Raw genomic sequence first — 18,042 nt, forward strand, 5'->3', positions numbered from 1 at the left:
CGTCCCCTCCTGCCCCTCGGGCTTCGCCTCGTTGGTCGCTACTATGACAGAGCAGGGCACAGGACTGCGAGGTGCCCGGATGAGTTCGTGGCGGGCGCCCGGTGGCATTCGCCTCGGAGGATTCTGCCCTGAGACCACCACCACCGCCCGCCGGTGGCGGCAGTGAGTCTCTTTGAAGTTCCCCCCTCCCGGCACTTTGTTTACGGGTCTCCAGGTTGGGGTCGTCTGTTGCGGTTCGTTCGTTCTGATCGGTCTCCAAGGCGTTGGGCTGGGCTGATCAGTGACCGAGCCGCTCGGCCAGCGTAGTCAGCGCCTCCGTGCCCACCAGATCCCCTGGCAACAGTGACACGTCGCACAACGGTACGTCCGGAACCTCTTGCCGCAGGCGGACAAGGTGCTCCTCCTCCCGCTCCCGCCGCTGGGTGAGCAGTGCGCTGGTGTCCCCGGGCGAACGGCGGTTGGCGACGAGTGCGTTCACCTCGACACCGAGGTTGGTGAGCGTCTGATACATCTCCACCGTCTCCGCGACAGGGAGCAGTTCGGCGGCCAATACGATCACGACCCCGGTCTGCGCCGAGTCCGTCATCACCTCACGCAGCCGGACGAAGCGGTTACGTCGGCGCAGCAGGATTCGACGTAGCTCGGCGTCGCGGTCGGTATCCTCGCCGCCGCCGAGACCGCGTACCGCCGCGCCGAAACGCTGCGACCGGTCACGATTGGCGAGCAGGGTCTCCGTCCAGGAGGTGAGCTGCTCGGGCAGCGTAAGCAGCCGCAGCGTATGGCCGGAGGGAGCAGTATCGAAGACGACGAGGTCGTACTCGGCCTCGCCGAGTTCCACGGCCTCGGCAATCCGTTCCAGCACCGCTGACTCGTGGGTACCGGGAGCTTGCCGGGCCGCCTCCAGGTGCCGGGCCGCTGACGCGTGCATCCGTTCGGGGAGCAGGCGTCGCATCGTGCCAGCTACAACGGACAAATGCTGCTCGACCGTACGCTCGGGATCGATCTCCAGTCCGTCGAGGTAGCCCGTGGCCCCGGTCGCCAGCCCGGAAGCAAGCTCCCCGGGGTCAGCGAGGCGCGTGGGCTCGTCCCCTACTCGGCGCTCCCAGAGGTGTCCGAGGTTGTGCGCGGGATCAGTGGAAACGAGCAGCACACGGGCACCCGCCCCGGCACGACCCAGGGCGAGAGCCGCCGCGATCGAGGTCTTACCGACCCCGCCCTTGCCACTGACGAAGACGACCCGACGCGAGGCGATGAGGTCTAGCAGCATCCGATGTGCTCCAGAGGCGAACGGTCCATACCCATGCGCCGGTGCCAGGCGTGGAAGTCCTCGTAGAGAAAGGGCATCAATTCGGCTGTGTAGTAAGCCGCTGGGTCCGGCACACCCAGTGCCTCCGCGAGGATGATCATCCGGAAGAGATCATCCTCCTCCCGCCGAGCGCGGGCGAAGGTACGCCGATACGGACCAGCGTAGAACTCCTCCAGCCCGGCCCGGAACGAGGCCCAACTGGACGTCACTCGTTCACCTCGACCCTTTCCCTCACATCCGCGTCCGGTGCCTCCGGATCCTCCTGAGACGCCCGCCGCATCGCGATCACCGCCTCGAAAGCGACCCACAGGGCAGCGATGATGATGACGACATCGACGGTCAGCAAAAGCCAGTCCCGAGCATCGTAGAGATCACCCAGCTGCACGAGGGCGGCCCAGAAAGCCATCACGAACACGACCACGAGCGGCACCAGCGCAGGCACCGGATTACGTCGCTTCCGAATCAACATGACCGCGACGATCGACAGCGTCAAGGAAGCCAGCAGCTGGTTACTGGTACCGAACAGCGGCCAGATACGCAGGCCACCAGCACCTTCAGCCCCCTGGCTGAAGGTGAGTCCCATACCAGCCACGAGCGCGATGAGCGTACCAACACCATTGTTGATCCTCACCTTTCCGACCTCACCGGCTTCCTGAACGACGAAGCGCAACAAGCGCACACCGGTGTCCATCGTGGTCGCGGCGAACAGAATCGCCATCGTGGCCAGCACTGTCGAGCTCAACGAGGCCGGCAGACCCAGACCACTGTTGACGATCTCACCACCACCCGTGACGAACGCCCCGACGCCACCCTCGCCGAAGGCACTGTAGACGGCCTCCCAGTCGGCCAGGGTGCGGAAACCCGCGGTGGCGGCGATGATCGCGCCGAGAGCCAGCATGCCCTCGCCGACAGCCCCGAAATAGCCCACGAAGCGGGCGTCGGTTTCCTTGTCCAACTGCTTCGAGCTGGTTCCCGAGGACACCATGCCGTGGAATCCGGAGATCGCACCGCATGCGATGGTGACGAAGAGGAGCGGCACGATGTCGGGGGTGTCCGCGGGCACGGCGTCGTTGAAGGCCGGGGCCACGATCGTCGGAGCGCTCAGCAACACCGAAACGAACAGGATGCCGAGTCCGACGAAAAGCTGCACGCCATTGATGTAGTCACGCGGCTGGAGCAGCACCCATACGGGCAGCAGGGAGGCGATACCGGCATAGACGAAGAGGGCGATAATCCAGAAGGTCGCCGGGGACATCCCCAGGATGGGGTCGGGCAACTCCACCGGGACGGCGTCACCAAGGAGGATCAGGCCATAGAGCGCCGCGACACCGATCACGGTGACCAGCCCGAGGCTCATCCTGTAGCGGTAGACCGCCTGTCCTACCAGCAACGCCACCACGACCGCACCCCAGGCGGGGATCACCGCCGAGGGAGTGGAGATCAACAGGTCCTTGATGACCACCGCGAAGGCCGCTACCACCATCAAGAGCAGCAGGAAGATTACGACGAGGAACAGGTTCGCGCCCCGGCCACCGATGTAGCGGCTGGAGAGCGTGCCCATCGAGCGCCCCTTGTTCCGCACCGAGGCCCACAGGGCGCCGAGGTCGTGCATTCCCGCGAAGAAGACGGTGCCGAGAGTTACCCACAGGAAGGCGGGCAGCCAGCCCCAGATCACTGCGACCGCGGGGCCAACGATCGGCGCAGCGCCCGCAACCGAGGTGAAATGGTGACCCCACAGGACGAACTTGTTGGTCGGAACGTAGTCCACACCGTCCTGCAACTCGTGCCCGGGCGTCTTGAAGGACGCGTCGAGCTGGTAAACCCGATTTCCCAGGAATTTCGAGTACAGGACATATCCACCCGCGAGAATCGCGAGGCCTATCAGGAGCAGCGGAAGGGCATTCATGCAAAAACTCTCTGGACTCTGGGGACATGAGACCACTGTCCGCACAAGACGTGCACATGGCGGACATATCGTGGGAACGACGCAGCGTGACCCTCCTTCGACAGCAAGAAAGGGTTGGCGGCCCGAGCAGGGAAGTCAATGGCTGACCTCCCACCACGTACCCGGCAGAGTACTCGAGCGGATGATCCAGGCGAAAGAGTTCCATAACCGTCCGTTCACAACGATCGGGTGTCGCTCAACCAGGACACTCATGATCCGGTAGTACCCGGCTCACGCGGTCCGGGTGTCTTCTCGGCAATCGAAGACTGCGACACCATTCCATCGCTCACCCCGACGGCCTCCGCGCCGAGCCAGCAGCTACGGTCTGCCGAGTCCCACTCGTCTCGCTACGAATTGAGATACTTCCTCTGTACAACCGTGCGGAACCCTTAGAGCTTGTCTCACGGGACTCATAATCCGTCAGGCGTGGGTTCGAGTCCCACCCGTGATGTCGCGGGACGCCGGAAACTCCCGGACCCGCGGACCCACAGCTGTGAGTTCGGGGGTCTCCCGGTCGGGCTGTGTTGGCGTGTGGGCGTCCTCCCGAGTGGATGTCCTTCTCGGAGCGAGTACGGCCACGTTCATTACATTGGACTGTCAGGACCCCGGTGTGGCGGGCGCTGGTGTTGTGTCAGCCCAGGTGGGCGAACAGCGTCCTGGGCTGGGGGTGGCTGGAGTTGGCCACGGTGAACGGCCACACGGCCTGAGGCGCGCCTCGACCGGTCGGCGCCCCGTTCGCGACACCCGCACCGGGCACGATCCGGTGATCGACGACAGACACGAGGAGCAGCAATGAGTACGGGTGCCATAGCAACCATCCCGCAGGAGGCGCTGGACGAACTGCGCTCCGCTGTCGGCGAGTCCGTCCTCGTCTCGGCCAAAGTTCGCCGGGACCTCCGGCTGGCTGCTCATCCTCGCGTTCGACGGCGCGCCCGAACTCGTCGACGCCCAGGAGAAGATCGTCCTGCGGCATGTGCGGGAGCAGGACGGTGAGGTACTCGGCCCCGAGCCCGGCGTGAACTGGGAGCAGCGCCGCTTCGACTACTCCTGGTCGACCGACGCCGTCGGCAGGACGGGCGGGGTCGCCGAGGCCATCGAGGTAACCGCCAACTGGTCGGAACTGCCCGCGCTCCACGAGCGCCTCAAGAAGGCCGCCGCCCCGCACATGCCGGAGTTCATGGCGCACGTCAGCCATGTCTACGACCAGGGCGCGGCGCTCTACGCCATCGTCCGGGGCGACTTCGACTCCGACGAGCAGGCGCTGGAAGCGTATGACGCCGTGTGGAAGGCCGTGATCGAGGAGAGCTTGCGCGCGGGCGCCGTCATCGGCCACCACCACGGGGTGGGTCTGGAGCGCGCACGTGGATGGAGCACGCGCTGGGCTCCGGCCTCGACCTGATGCGCACCCTCCAGAAGTCCCTCGACCCGTCCGGAATCATGAACCCGGGCAAGGCCGGCCTCTGAGCCACCACGAGCGCACGGGGCGGGGTTGACGGCTCCGGGGCTTCGGCTGCCGATCCGGGATCGCGGTGGCCTGGTGGGCCTTCGCGGCCGGCGCTCCCGAGGGATTCCGCCTACCTCCCGCCGCCGAACCGGGAGGCCGGCACACACGTCTCTACCTCCAGAAGAGCAACGTGGCACGTTCGTTCCTTCAGGAGGCATCTCTTGGCGTCACCGCTTCTCCCCGGCGATCCGGTGCAGTTGGGCACGTACTATCTGGACGGCCGACTCGGCAGAGGCGGCCAGGGCGTCGTGTACGACGGGTACGACGCCGCCGGCACGCGAGTGGCCGTCAAGGCGCTGCACGGGGTGAGTGACGGCGACCGAGAGGCGCTCCGCAGGGAGATACGGGCGTGGCGCCGCGTCGCCCCCTTCTGCACCGCCAAGTTGCTGCACGAGGACCTCGACGGTCCGGCCCCGTACGTCGTCAGCGAGTACGTCGCCGGCTCGGACCTGCGGCGTGTGGTCGAGGGCCGTGACGGCGACTCGTCCGATCCGTACGCCGCCGAGGAACTGCGTCGGCTGGCGATCGGCGTGGCCACCGCACTGGTCGCCGTCCACCGCGCGGGGGTGGTCCACCGAGACCTCAAGCCCGAGAACGTGCTGCTCAGTCCGGACGGCCCACGCGTGATCGACTTCGGCATCGCCCGGGTCGTAGAGGGGACCTCGACCGCCGGTCTGCCCATGGGGACTCTCCGCTACATGCCGCCCGAGCGCTACCGCGGCGCGCACGGCGACGGCAAGGTCGACGTGTGGGGCTGGGGCGCGGTGGTCCTCTTCGCGGCAACCGGCCGGCACGCTTTCGACGGTACGAGCGCGGAGGCGCTGGCGTACCAGGTCGCGACGCACGAACCCGACACCTCCGCACTGGAGGAGCCGCTCCGTTCGCTCGTATCTGCGGCGCTGTCCAAGGAACCCGACGACCGGCCGACTTCGGAGGAGTTGCTGTTGTCCCTCGTCGGTCGCGCCGACCTCGCCGACGTGGTGAAGGAGGTCGGCCCGGGCGACGCGCACGCACGCGGCGGGTCCGGCGAGCGATCGCGCCCCGAGGTGGCGGAGGAGGTGTTCAACGGCCTCGACGGCGCGGCGCGGGAGACCGTCTCCCCCGTGCTGCTGCGTCTGGTCGCGCCCGGGGAGCGTGCCGAGGACACCCTGCGCTCGGCACGCCGCACGGAGTTCGCCGACGCCGGGACCGCGGACGTGGACACCGAGGCGGTCCTGCGCGCTTTCACCGAGGTGGACATCCTGGTCTGGGAGGGCGACACCGTCACCCTGTCCAGTGCGGCGCTGATCCGGTCCTGGCCCCGACTACGCGACTGGGTCGAGGCCGAACGCGAGGGCCTGGGCACCCACCAGCGACTGTCCGAGGCGTCCCGTGCCTGGGACGACCACGGCCGCAGGAACGGCGACCTGCTCCAGGGCACCGCTCTGGAACGGACCCGCAACTGGGCGGCAACCGGCCGCCGCCGCCTCACCCTCAACCGCACCGAACGCGACTTCCTCGCCGCCGGCTCCGGACTGGCCCGCCGGCGTGGCCGGTTACGCGTCCTGGTCAGCGGTGTACTGGCCGTGCTGCTGATCGTCGCGACCGGCGCGGCGCTCGTGACGTTCGACCAGCGACAGACCATCGTCGGGCAGCGTGACCGTGCCGCGTCCGCCCAAGTAGCGGGCGACGCCCAGTCGTTACGCCGCTCCGATCCCGAGCTGGGGCGGCGACTGGCGGTGGCGTCGGCGCGCCTGGCCGACACACCCGAGTCGTGGTCGGCGCTGCTGACGCTGCGCAACCAGCTGGAGGAGGACGCGTTCAAGCCACTCGACTTCGCCGCGACGGAGTTCGCTCTCGACTCCACCGGGCGTACGCTCATGGCCGCCGGGGGCACGCGCGTGGAGTTCTGGGACGTCCGGGCCCGTGAGAGGACCGGCACCTATACCGCCCCGGCCAGGGTCCACCGGGTGGAGCTGTCCGAGGACGGCGAGGTGGCCGCCGTCCTCACGGACGACGGACGTACCCGCCTGCTCGACGCCGACTCCGCCCGCCCGCGCGGCGGGCGGACGTACCGCACCACCAAGCAGGACGGACACTGGCCGGGCATACGGCTCAGCCCCCGTGGCACCTACCTGATGACCGGGACGTCGCAGTCGGATGACTCGGACACGCTGAAGTCCACACTGGACGTCTGGGACACCCGCGGCACCGACCGTCGGCTCACCACCGTGACCACCCGCGAGCCCGTCTTCCTCCTGTGGGACTCCTCCTTCTCCCCGGACGAACGAGTGCTCTCCGTGCCCGGTGACGGCAAGGGCGAACCGTTCACCTGGATCGACACGCGCACCAAGGAGGAGCTGCCCGTCCAGCTCCCCAGCGCGATCGAGGCGAAGGACATCCAGGGGCCGGTGGTGTTCAGTCCGGACGGGAAGAAGGCGGCGCTGGCCACGAAGGGCGAGATCAACGTGTTCGAACGCGACACCGGCTTGGGCACCGAGTTCAGCGGCGCCGAGAAGTACACGGACTATCCGCTCCGTTTCAGTCCCGACGGCCGGTTCGTGGCGCAGAACGGCACCGTCTGGGACACGGAGTCGCTGGAGCGCGAGAGCGTCATGCGATACACCACCACCCAGAGCGAGTGCCATCCCTCGACAGCCCTGCGTTTCACGGCCGACGGCTCGAAGCTCCGATGCGCCGGGACTGACGGGGTCGTACGGACACTCGACGTCAGCACCGTCACCAAGTCCACGAAGCGGTCCGACGCGTACTACGAAGAAGGGGTGGTGAGTGCCGATCAGGGCACGATCGCGCTCCGCGAGACCGGCGGCATCGACATCCTCTCCGCGTCGACACGGACCAAGCGCCTGACCGTGACCTCCCGGGCGCGCCGCGAGAGCGAGTTGGTGCACCGCGTCGAACTCAGCCGCGACGGTCGTCGGCTCGCTGTCCTCTCCGAGGAGGAGATCGAGATCTGGGACATCTCGGGAAAGAAGGCCGCGCCGCTCGGCGGACTGCCAATTCGCGACGTCGACCCGAACAAGACAGGGACGACGGCCTTCGCCTTCTCTCCCGACAACGAGTCGTTCGCCACCCTGGACGTGGCGCCGGACGGCACCAACGTGCTCTCGTACTGGGACCTCGGCACCATGCGACGCGTCCGCGAGGTGCGCGCCGACCTCGGAGCCGCCGACAACGGCTCCGCCGTCTTCTTCCACCCCGACGGCGGGTCCGTGTACGCCGCCCCGAACTTCGGCAGGGTCGCCTTCCCCTCCGGTCGGGTCCTCTCCAAGGGCGCTCCGAGCCTGGAGGTGGACTCCGTCAGCGAGGACGGTACGAAGCTCTACTCCCATCCCCGCGGCTTCCGGTCGTACCTGCGGACCTGGGACGCGCGTACGCTCCGTCCCGAGGGGAACGACGTGCGTACCGGAGCCGTGTCCCCACCGCTGGGCGCCCAGGAGCGGGCCACCGCGGTCTCGCCCGACGGGCGGCTGTTCGCGACGATGCACGAGTCCGGGCACAGGTACCAGGTCAGGATCTGGGACAGTCGCACCCGGGCCCAGCTGGGCATCGCGCTCGCCGGTTCCGCCGAGGAGATCCTCGCGCTGACCTTCACGCCGGACAGCTCGGCGCTGACCGGAGTGGACCGGGGTGGCCGGTTCTTCACCCACCCCCTCGAGCCCGAGCGGCTCATTCGCGACCTGTGCGCCGAATCGGGCCCGCTCACGGAGAAGGAGTGGGAGAAGCACATTCCCGACGTGCCCTACCGAAAGACCTGCTGACCCGACAGGCGACACCGCCCGCTGAGACACCCCGGCACCAGTGCGGTGCCGGGGTGCCCGAGACGGCCGGAAACCGAGAGGTGCGTCGCGCGGCGGACCGGCCGGCTTCGCTACCGGTCCTCCACGAAGCGGGCCAGCACGTTCCCGGTGACCCGGGCGACGTTGTTGTCGTAGCCGTTCCACGCGAGGCTGCCCGCCCAGCAGATGGAGCCCACCGAGAAAACCGCGCCGCCACCGTCGATCTCGAAGTAGGTGAGATCGGAACGGACCAGCTCGTTCTCCGTACCGCCCTGGCCCGGGGCGGTCATCAGCAGTTCCTCCTGGGTGATCTGGTAGCGGTCGTCCAGTTGCAGCGAGGTGGCCAGGCGCAGCGCGTGCGCGGGGGTACCAAGGTCGAAGCCGAACCGGTCAACCTCGTCGCCCGCCGCCCCGCCCAGCACGTGACCGAAGTCGCCGATCACCTCGTCCGTCTCCAGGCCCTCGAAGACGAACGCCGCGCGCTCGTCGTGACTGTCCGGCAGCCGCCGGTATCCGGCGGCCCGTCCCCAGCCCTGGGATGCCATGCCGACGCCCACCAGTTGCTGCGGCACGTAGCCGTTGAACCGCCAGAGACCGCCGTGGTCGCCGGTGGAGCTGTGCGTCAGCTCGCCGGGTGGGGAGTCCCAGCACCGGGTGCCGGAGTTGCCTCGCCGCACCTCGATCAGGTGTGGCCGGTCCTCGAAGACGCTGGTGACCCAGTAGAAGCCGTTGCCGCCCAGGTACATCAGCCGCCCGCCGTCGGCCAGGTAGCCGGACAGCGAGTCCATCATGTCCCGGCTCCAGTACTCGGGGTGCGAGCCGGTCACCACCGTGCGGTAGCGGGCGAGGAGTTGCGGCCCCTCGCGGTGCAGGTCCTCGTCGAGGGCGACGTCGAAGTCGTACGAGCCGTCCTCGTGCCTCTCGGCCAGGGAGCGCAGCCAGCCGAGGACGAACAGGTCGGCCGCCAGGTGACGCACGTGTCCGGAAAGCCAGTTGTGGTAGTGCGGTCGCAGGTTCAACACCGGCCGCAGCCGGGACGAGTAGGCGACGCCGCTGCCGTCCGAGTGCGTGTCGTAGAGCGACTTGCCGACCTCGTCGTGACGCACGATGAACTCGTCCTGCGGCGCCAGCTCCATCGCGTGGATCATGAAGTCCTCTTGCAGCCCGGACTCGAAGAGCCGCTCGTTGGCGTACGCCTGGTAGGTGAAGCTGGGCACCAGGAAGAGGACCGGAGCCGTGGCGTCCGCCGGGCGGCGGACGAAGAAGGGGATGTAGTCCACCTCGCCGTCCCCCGTGCCGCCTTCATCGCCGTCGCGCTCACCGTCCTCGTAGAGGCGCAGCCGCAGCGCGTAGGCGCCGGGCGGGGTGTCCGCCGGCACCTCCCAGGTCAGCGAGACCTCCCAGCCCGCGTCCTCCAGGTCGTCCTCGTGGAAGTGGACGGCCGCGTACTGCTCCGGGGCGACGGCGAAGTCGGTGACGCGCCCGTCCCACCGGCTGGAGGTCACCGCCCGCTGCGGAGCCTGCCTCAGCCGGCCGTGCCGGTTGTTCCCGGAGACGTCCCGGAGCCGGCTGGTGGCGAAGTCGGCGCCGAGGTCGTAGTCACAGACCAGCGCCTCCGGACGGACCGCTCCACGGCCCCGCGCGAGCGCCACCTCCCGCGGGTCCAGCGTACGGGCGTAGCAACGCGGGTTCTCGACCTTGCCGTTGAAGTGCTGGTCGAGGTAGCGCGCGCCGTCGATCCGTACCGGCGTCGCGGCGAGGTACGTCTCGGTGAGCCCGGCGCCGCCGAAGCGCAGCGTGGCCGGGGCCTCGGCGGTGTCCAGCTGCGCGGTCCGCTGCCAGCCGGTCTCCTGGGCGACCTGCAGCCGGGCCTCGCCGAGGGTCGTGTCGTAGGAGGCGCTGACGAAGAACCAGCAGCCGGTGCGCAGCTCCACCGGCGACTCCAGGACGGCCTCGGTCCCCCCGGCCCCCTCGGCTTCCTCAGCCCCCTCGGCGCGGAGGGTCAGGACCAGCCGCCCCCCGGCGCTGACGGCCAGCTTCACCAGGTGCCGCTGGTCGGTGTCGCCGGAGGAGAGGAGCACCTGCTCGTGCCCGGCCTCCGGCAGGGTCGGCTGGAACCGCAGTTGGAGGGTGAAGGAGCCCTCGCCGAGCCAGTCCGCGGGCAACGGCAACTCGCCGTACGAGCCGGGGTCGGTGAGCTGGACCGTGCCGGGGTGGGTGCCCTCGCAGGCGGTGGGGACCGGTCGTACGGGCAGGTCCGTCGAGCGGGGGTCGGTCATCCCGCCGAGCAGCTCCACGAGGTCCGCCTGGTACTCCGCGCGGTTCGTGCTGACGTGGAAGGCGATCGCCTCTCCTGCCCGCACTCCCCACCGGTCGGCGTAGCCGGTGATGTTCAGGATGTCGTCCCGGTCGTTCAGCCGGAGGTGGTCGCCGTCAGACGTACGCATGGTCGTGCTCTTCCTTCCTGCCGTGAGCGGTGGCGAAGAACTCCTCCACCTTGGGGTCGATCGGTTGGCGCCTGCCGAAGACGGTTGCCGCGATGCCCACCACGGCGCTCACCGCGATGCCGACCGGACTGACCAGGTGGTAGGGGAAGTCGCCCAGCAGCGCGACGACGACGTACACCACACCGGCCGACAGCGAACTGAGCGCGGCCAGCGTGGTGAACCGCTTCCAGTAGAGGCCGGCCAGGATCGGGAAGGCCAGCAGCGCGGTGAACACCGAGACGTAGGTCAGGACCAGCAGGATGTTGCCGACGAAGGAGAGCGCGAAGACCAGAGTCGAGACCCCGAGCGCCAGGAACACCAGGCGGCTGGAGAGGACGTAGAAGCGGTCACTGCGTTCCCGGAACAGGTACCGCTTGATCAGGTCGTTCACCACGATGGACACCGCGGAGTTCCAGATCGCCACCATGGTGCTGATGCCCACCAGCAGCAGGGTCACCAGCAGCAGGCCCTGGATGATCGGCGGGGTGTACTCCAGCACCAGCCTCGGCAGGGCCTCTTCGGGCTTGTCGAGGTCGGGCATCAGCACCCGGCTGAACATGGTGGTCAGCGCGACCAGGCCGTACAGCACCACGATCAGCGCGGTGTTGACCAGCATGGCCCGGTAGGCGACCCGCTCGTTACGGGCGGAGAAGATCCGCTGTCCGTACCAGGGGGCGGCGACGTAGAGCATGATGTTCTGGAAACACCAGGTCAGGATCGCCGCGAAGCCGTAGTCCTCCAGGTCCCAGATCGGCTCGAAGGAGAGGTACCGCGGGTCGAACACGCCGCTCAGCTCGCCGAAGCCGCCCGAGTTGAAGTAGCCGACGAAGAAGAGCACCGGCACGAACACCAGGATCATGACGTAGGCGACGACGTCGAAGGAGATGGCCGTCATGAAGCCGCCGGCCAGGGCCAGCACCAGACAGACCGAGGTGATCACGATGACGGTGGTCAGCGGGTCCACGCCCAGCAGCACCGAGGCGACGACGGACAGTCCGGCGAGGTAGGTGGCGGGCGCTATCCAGGTGAAGGTCAGCGTCACCAGGCTGGCCAACGCCCGGGTGGTCTCCGCGAGACGCCCGTGGAAGCGGCGTTCGAAGAACTCCGCGATCGTCGAGATCTCCAGGCGGCGGTAGGGCTTGGCGACCGTCCACGCGTAGATGCTGAAGACGAAGACGAAGATGAAGGACGTGTACCAGAGGCCCACGGTGCCGTAGAGGTACGCGACTGAGGCGCCGCCGATCAGCGTGGCGGTGTTGAACTCCGCGGCGCCCAGTGTGGCCACCAGTGCCGCGAACCCGGTCTTGCGCCCCGCCAGGTTGAAGTCCTGATAGCTGTTCACCCGACGGTAGGAGCGGTACGCCAGGTAGATCAGCAGGGCGGTGAAGGCGATAACGATCGCGAACTTCTCGGTCATAACACTTCCTTGGTCATGTGCCTCCACGACAAGCGCGCTGAGGGCCGCGGAGGCGGAAGCTCTCGAACCCGGGGTTCCGGGCCATGGGGAGTGGGGAACGGGCGGGGAGCCCTGGGTGGAGAACCGTCCGCACTGTCCGCACTGTCGTGACGGGCAGTGAATGACGCTGACTACTAATGACTGGACACGTGGATTTTTGCCAGTCTGACGAGCCATAGTGACCGCTTCTGTGGTCTTTGGCAAGCCCCCTCCGCAACTCGCCGGCCCACCGAGCCATCCGACCGACCCGCGGGCGCTTCTCGCCCGTACTGGTCACCGGCGGGTACGAGATATCCGCACCTGGTCACCCGAGGAACCCTCGCCTTGACTCTGCGAAGCAGCGCTGGCCATACTTCGCAACAACCGACCACAAGTTTCCACAGAAACGGCCCGAACATGCTTGCAGCCCAGCGGCACTCCCGTATCTCGCAGGCGGTCCAGGGAGGCGGCGTGGTGTCGACCGTCGAGTTGGCGAACTCCCTCGGCGTCTCAGCCGAGACCATCCGCCGGGACTTCGCCGAGCTCGAGGGCAAGGGTCTGCTGATGCGGGTCCGCGGCGGCGCCACCCGCACCGACCACCTCAGCAGCGAGCCGCCGTTCGTCGAGCGCTTCGGCTCGGCGGGAGAGGCGAAGGCCGTCATCGGAAGCCTCGCCGCCGAACTCCTCCGCCCGGGACAGACCGTCGTCATCGACGTCGGCACCACCGCGACCCACGTCGCCCGGGCGCTGGTCGGCAACTTCTCCGGAGTCGTGCTGACCTGCTCGATACAGGTCGCGAACGAGCTGTCGGAGGCCACCGGCATCGAGGTCCACCTCAGCTCCGGTCGGATGCGCGCGGGGGACCTCGCCCTGTCCGGACCCACCACACAGAGCTTCTTCGAGGACGTCTACGCCGACGTCGCCTTCCTCGGTTCCGGAGGGGTGCACGCCGAAGCGGGGCTGACCGACTTCTACCTTGACGAATGCCATGTCCGGCGCACCATCATGCGGAACTCCGCGACCCACTACGTCCTCGCCGACTCGACGAAACTCCAGCGCATCGCCCCCTACCGGGTGGCTCCGTTGGAGCGGGTCGACAGGCTGATCACCGACCAGCAGCCGCCCGAGGAGCTGGAGCGCGCCATCACCGTCTCCGGCGGCGAGGTCATCCGGCCCGGGCTCCCGCCCGCCGAGACCGGCCACGCGGGAGCGCGGGAGCGCGGAAACGGAACCGACGAGGAGCGGACATGACCACCGTCCTCGCGATCGACCAGGGAACCTCCGGCACCAAGGCGATGGTCGTGGATCCCGCCGGTGCCGTACGCGCCGTGTCCGAACTCCCCGTACGGCCCCGCTACCTCCCGGGCGGCGGTGTCGAACAGGACCCGGCCGCGCTGCTGGAGTCGGTGCTGGCATCCGGGCGGGCGGCGGTGGCCGAGGCGGGGCTGCCGATCGACTGCGTCTCGCTGGCCAACCAGGGCGAGACCGTGCTCGCCTGGGACCCGCGTACGGGCCACCCGCTCAGTGAGGCGATCGTCTGGCAGGACCGGCGGTCCGCGGGGATCTGCGCCGGGTTGGCCGAGTGGGCCGAGCTGATCGCGGAACGCACCGGCCTGGTGCTCGACCCGTACTTCTCCGCGCCGAAACTCCGCTGGCTACGGGACCACCGCGGCACCGAGGGCGTGGTCACCACCTCGGACAGCTGGCTGCTGCACCAGCTCACCGGCGAGTTCGTCACCGACACCACGACCGCTTCCCGCTCCCTGCTCACCGACCTCGGGACCGGCACCTGGGACCCCGAGCTGCTGGAGTTGTTCGGGCTCGCCGACGAGGCGCTGCCCAGGATCGCCGCCTGCGACGAGATCGTGGGCGAGACCCGCGCCTTCGGCGCCCCCACACCAATGGGCGGTCTCGTCGTCGACCAGCAGGCCGCGCTGCTGGCCCAGCGCTGCCTGGCGCCCGCGGAGGCCAAGTGCACCTTCGGCACCGGCGCCTTCCTGCTCGCGAACATGGGCACGGTGCCCACCCGGTCCAGCGCGGGGCTCGCCGCCTCGGTCGCCTGGCGGGTGCGCGGGGAGCTGACCTACTGCTTCGACGGCCAGGTCCCCACGGCCGCCTCCGCGGTGCGCTGGTTGCAGGACCTCGGACTGCTGCGTGACGCGAGCGAGTTGGACCGGACGGCCGCCGCCGACCCGGCGGGCGTGCTCTGCGTGCCGGCGCTGGCCGGACTGTCCGCACCCTGGTGGGCCCCCGAGGCCAGCGCGGCGCTCACCGGCATGACACTGTCCACCGGCCCGGAGCACGTGGTGCGCGCCGTACTCGACGGAATCGCCGCCCAGGTCGCCGAACTCGCGGACTGCGCGGCCCGGGACCTCGGCGAACCGCTGCGGCGACTGCGGGTCGACGGCGGCCTCACCCGCAGCGGGGTACTCATGCAGGCGGTCGCCGACCTGCTCCAGACGCGGGTCGAGGTCTACCCCTCGGCACACGCCACCGCGCTGGGCGCGGCGGGCTTCGCCCGAGCGGCCGCCCAACCGGGACTGCCACTCGCCGACGCGGTGATCGGTTGGGAGCCGATCACTAGCTACACCCCACGTATGGGCGCCGACGCGGCCGGCGAGTTCCGCGCCCACTGGCGCCACGCGCTCCAGAACGCCTCCATCAGCAGGGAGACCGCATGAACACCCCGCCCCGCCCCGGGCACGCACCCGTCGACGTGGCGGTCATCGGCGCCGGAGTCGTCGGGTCGGCCATCGCCCGGGCGCTCTCCGGCCACGAACTGGACGTGGCGCTGCTCGACGCCCGCCAGGACGTGGGCGACGGCACCAGCAAAGCCAACACCGCCATCCTGCACACCGGCTTCGACGCCACCCCGGGCACCCTGGAGTCCCGACTGGTGCGGGAGGGATACCAGTTGCTGCGGGAGTACGCCGACCGCACCGGCGTGCCGTACGAGCCGACCGGCGCCGTCCTGGTGGCCTGGGACGACGAGCAGCTGACCGCGCTGCCCGGGCTGCGCGAGAAGGCGGAACGGAACGGCTACCGGGAGACCGAGCTGATCGACGCCGAGGAGGTCTACCGGCTGTTGCCGGGGCTCGGCCCCGGCGTGCTCGGCGGCCTCACGGTGCCCGGCGAGTCGATCATCTGCACCTGGACGACCAGCCTCGCGCTGGCCACCGACGCGGTGAACCGCGGTACGCGGCTGCTGCGCGCACACCGCGTGGAGTCGGTGTGCCCCGGCGACGGGTACACCGTGCTGCACACCAGCCAGGGCGAGATCCGGGCCCGCTGGGTGGTCAACGCCGCCGGGCTCGGCAGCGACACCCTGGACGCGCACTTCGGCTTCGACCGCTTTCACCTGAACCCCCGGCGCGGCGAGCTGCTGGTCTACGACAAGCAGGCCCGTCCGCTGGCCGACCGGATCGTGCTTCCGGTGCCGTCGAAGCTCGGCAAGGGCGTGCTGATCAGCCCGACCATCTACGGCAACGTGATGCTCGGGCCCACCGCCGAGGACCTCACCGACCGCACCGACAGCTCCACCACCGAGGACGGCTACGCCTTCCTGCTGGAGAAGGGCCAGCGGATCATGCCCGAACTGGTGCGCGAGGAGGTCACCGCCGCCTACGCCGGCCTGCGCGCGGCCAGCGACGTCCCCGACTACACCGTCGAGGTGAGCGCGGAGCGACGATACGCGGTGGCGGGCGGTATCCGCTCCACCGGACTGACCTCCGCCATGGCGGTCGCCGAGCACCTGGTGCGGCTGCTCGGCGAGGCCGGGCTGCCGCTGACCGTACGTCCGAACCTGCCCGCTCCGCCGGTCATGCCGAACATCGGCGAGGCCGCCACCCGGCCGTACGAGGACGCGGAACGCATCGCCCGGGACCCGGAGTACGGCGTCGTGACCTGCTTCTGCGAACGCGTCACCCGGGGCGAGATCCGGGACGCGCTGAACAGCACCATCCCGGCGCGGGACCTCGGTGGCCTACGCCGCCGCACCCGCGCGATGAACGGCCGCTGCCAGGGCTTCTACTGCGGCGCGGAGGTGACCGGCATGCTGGAGGACGCGCTCGGTCAGGAGGGCGACCCCGGGACCACGCCCACCGGGTGCCGCTCGCTCCCGACCGCGCCCTCGGCGGACTGCCGTACGGCTCCGGACGGGCGCGGAGACATCCGGTGCCGCGCGGCGGCCGACGGCGAGAGCCCGGCGGGGACCCAGGCCGGGACGGGGACCGACACCGCGAACCAGGCCACCGAAGCCACCAGGCCGGCCGACACCACCGGCGAGGAGAGCAAGCGATGAGCACGGCACGTACCCCGTTGGAGCCCGAGGTCGTCATCGTCGGTGCCGGTCCCGCCGGGCTGCGGGCCGCCCAGGAGTTGGCACCCACGGTGTCCGGCGAGGTCCTGGTGCTGGACCGCGAACAGCGAGCCGGAGGCATTCCCCGGCACTGCGCGCACACCGGCTTCGGCATCCGCGACCGGCACCGGATGCTGGGCGGCCCGGCCTACGCCGAGCGGATGGTGCGGGACACCGAGGAAGCCGGCGCCGTGATCCGTACGAGCGCGATGGTCACGGGCTGGTCGTCTTCCGGCGGTCTGGAAGTGACCACCCCGGACGGCCTGCTGGAGGTACGGGCCCCCGCGGTGGTGCTCGCCACAGGTGCCCGGGAGCGGCCGCGCACCGCCCGGCTGATCCCGGGCGACCGGGCGGCCGGTGTCTACACCACCGGCTTCCTGCAGAACCTCGTCCATCTGCGGCACCGCGGGGTCGGCCGCCGTGCGGTGATCGTCGGCAGCGAACTGGTCAGTTGGTCGGCGGTACTGACGCTGCGCCACGCGGGCTGCCGGACCGTGCTGATGACCAGCGAGCACCCGCGGCCCGAGGCGTACTCGCTGTTCTCCGCGCCGGGCAGGCACCTGCTGCGCGTGCCGGTACGCACCCCCGCCAGGGTGAGTCGCGTCCTCGGCGGTTCGCGGGTCGAGGGGGTGGAGGTGGAGGACCTGGACACCGGCGCGCGGCACGTCGTCGAGTGCGACACGGTCGTGCTCACCGGGGACTGGATTCCGGACAACGAACTGGTCCGCTCCGCCGGGCTGGAGCTCGACCCGGGCACGCTCGGCCCCGTGGTGGACGCCGAGTTGCGTACCGCACGCCCGGGGATCTTCGCCGCGGGCAACCTGCTGCATCCCGTGGACACCGCCGATATCGCGGCGCTGGACGGCCGGCAGGTCGCCGCGAGCGTGCTCGACCACCTGGCCGGACGGACCCCCGGGGAGCGGCGGGTACGGGTCGTGGCCGACGCCCCGCTGCGCTGGATCTCCCCGATGGTGCGCCGGGTCGGGGACCGCGCCCCGGCTCGCAACCGACTGCTGGCCTGGGCGGACCGCTATGTTCCGGCACCCCGGGTGGTCGTCAGCCAGGGTGGACGGGTGGTGGCCCAGCGGCGGCTGTTGTGGCCCGCGGTGCCGGGGCGGGTGTTCCGTATCCCGGGCGATCTGCTCAACGCTGCCCGGCCGGACGGCGGCGAGGTGCGGGTGTCGATCCGCTGAGCCCCCGCCGGGCGGCGGCCTGGCTCGCGGCTCGCCG

Annotated in this window: 10 protein-coding genes and 1 pseudogene; 6 read left to right on the forward strand and 5 right to left on the reverse strand. The window is 69.7% G+C overall.

Annotated features, from left to right (window positions below; translation table 11 throughout):
• Positions 1 to 277: 277 nt before the first annotated feature.
• From AN216_RS14120 to AN216_RS14130, 3 genes are read right to left on the reverse strand one after another with little or no spacing between them, the layout of a single operon-like run.
• Complete coding sequence (locus AN216_RS14120) at positions 278 to 1,267, reverse strand: ArsA family ATPase (protein ID WP_070197023.1); 990 nt, start codon at positions 1,265 to 1,267, stop codon at positions 278 to 280.
• Positions 1,258 to 1,515: a cory-CC-star protein gene (locus AN216_RS14125; protein ID WP_070197024.1), complete on the reverse strand. Its 258-nt coding sequence runs from the start codon at positions 1,513 to 1,515 to the stop codon at positions 1,258 to 1,260. The genes AN216_RS14120 and AN216_RS14125 overlap by 10 nt, the downstream gene beginning before the upstream one ends.
• A complete protein-coding gene (locus AN216_RS14130; RefSeq protein ID WP_070197025.1) occupies positions 1,512 to 3,212 on the reverse strand; it encodes a carbon starvation CstA family protein in 1,701 nt (566 codons plus the stop codon). Before AN216_RS14130 ends, AN216_RS14125 begins: the two co-directional genes overlap by 4 nt.
• A 949-nt stretch (positions 3,213 to 4,161) precedes the next feature.
• Between AN216_RS14130 and AN216_RS14135 the strand changes: the two are divergent.
• A pseudogene (locus tag AN216_RS14135) lies at positions 4,162 to 4,715 on the forward strand (FAD-linked oxidase C-terminal domain-containing protein).
• 201 nt (positions 4,716 to 4,916) lie between these two features.
• Positions 4,917 to 8,516, forward strand: a complete 3,600-nt coding sequence (locus AN216_RS14140) for a WD40 repeat domain-containing serine/threonine protein kinase (protein WP_070197026.1) — start codon at positions 4,917 to 4,919, stop codon at positions 8,514 to 8,516.
• A gap of 110 nt (positions 8,517 to 8,626) precedes the next feature.
• On the opposite strand, the gene AN216_RS14145 is transcribed toward AN216_RS14140, so the two are convergent.
• Positions 8,627 to 10,981 (reverse strand): N,N-dimethylformamidase beta subunit family domain-containing protein, encoded by a 2,355-nt coding sequence (locus AN216_RS14145; protein WP_070197027.1) that lies wholly within the window; start codon positions 10,979 to 10,981, stop codon positions 8,627 to 8,629.
• On the reverse strand, positions 10,968 to 12,437 hold the full coding sequence (locus tag AN216_RS14150) for a sodium:solute symporter family protein (RefSeq protein WP_070197028.1): 1,470 nt from the start codon (positions 12,435 to 12,437) through the stop codon (positions 10,968 to 10,970). Before AN216_RS14150 ends, AN216_RS14145 begins: the two co-directional genes overlap by 14 nt.
• A 435-nt stretch (positions 12,438 to 12,872) precedes the next feature.
• On the opposite strand from AN216_RS14150, the gene AN216_RS14155 reads away from it, so the two are divergent.
• The 4 genes from AN216_RS14155 to AN216_RS14170 are packed head-to-tail and all read left to right on the forward strand — an operon-like array spanning position 12,873 to position 18,005.
• Positions 12,873 to 13,706, forward strand: a complete 834-nt coding sequence (locus AN216_RS14155; RefSeq protein ID WP_070197029.1) for a DeoR/GlpR family DNA-binding transcription regulator — start codon at positions 12,873 to 12,875, stop codon at positions 13,704 to 13,706.
• The gene (locus tag AN216_RS14160; RefSeq protein WP_070197030.1) at positions 13,703 to 15,136 is read left to right on the forward strand and encodes an FGGY family carbohydrate kinase; all 1,434 of its coding nucleotides are present in this window, start codon (positions 13,703 to 13,705) and stop codon (positions 15,134 to 15,136) included. The genes AN216_RS14155 and AN216_RS14160 overlap by 4 nt, the downstream gene beginning before the upstream one ends.
• Positions 15,133 to 16,755, forward strand: coding sequence for an NAD(P)/FAD-dependent oxidoreductase (locus AN216_RS14165; RefSeq protein WP_079166580.1), 1,623 nt, complete (start codon positions 15,133 to 15,135; stop codon positions 16,753 to 16,755). The genes AN216_RS14160 and AN216_RS14165 overlap by 4 nt, the downstream gene beginning before the upstream one ends.
• Positions 16,752 to 18,005, forward strand: coding sequence for an NAD(P)/FAD-dependent oxidoreductase (locus tag AN216_RS14170; protein WP_070197031.1), 1,254 nt, complete (start codon positions 16,752 to 16,754; stop codon positions 18,003 to 18,005). The genes AN216_RS14165 and AN216_RS14170 overlap by 4 nt, the downstream gene beginning before the upstream one ends.
• Positions 18,006 to 18,042: the final 37 nt, after the last annotated feature.

The sequence above is a fragment of the Streptomyces oceani genome (assembly GCF_001751245.1).
GTDB classification, from domain to species: domain Bacteria; phylum Actinomycetota; class Actinomycetes; order Streptomycetales; family Streptomycetaceae; genus Streptomyces; species Streptomyces oceani.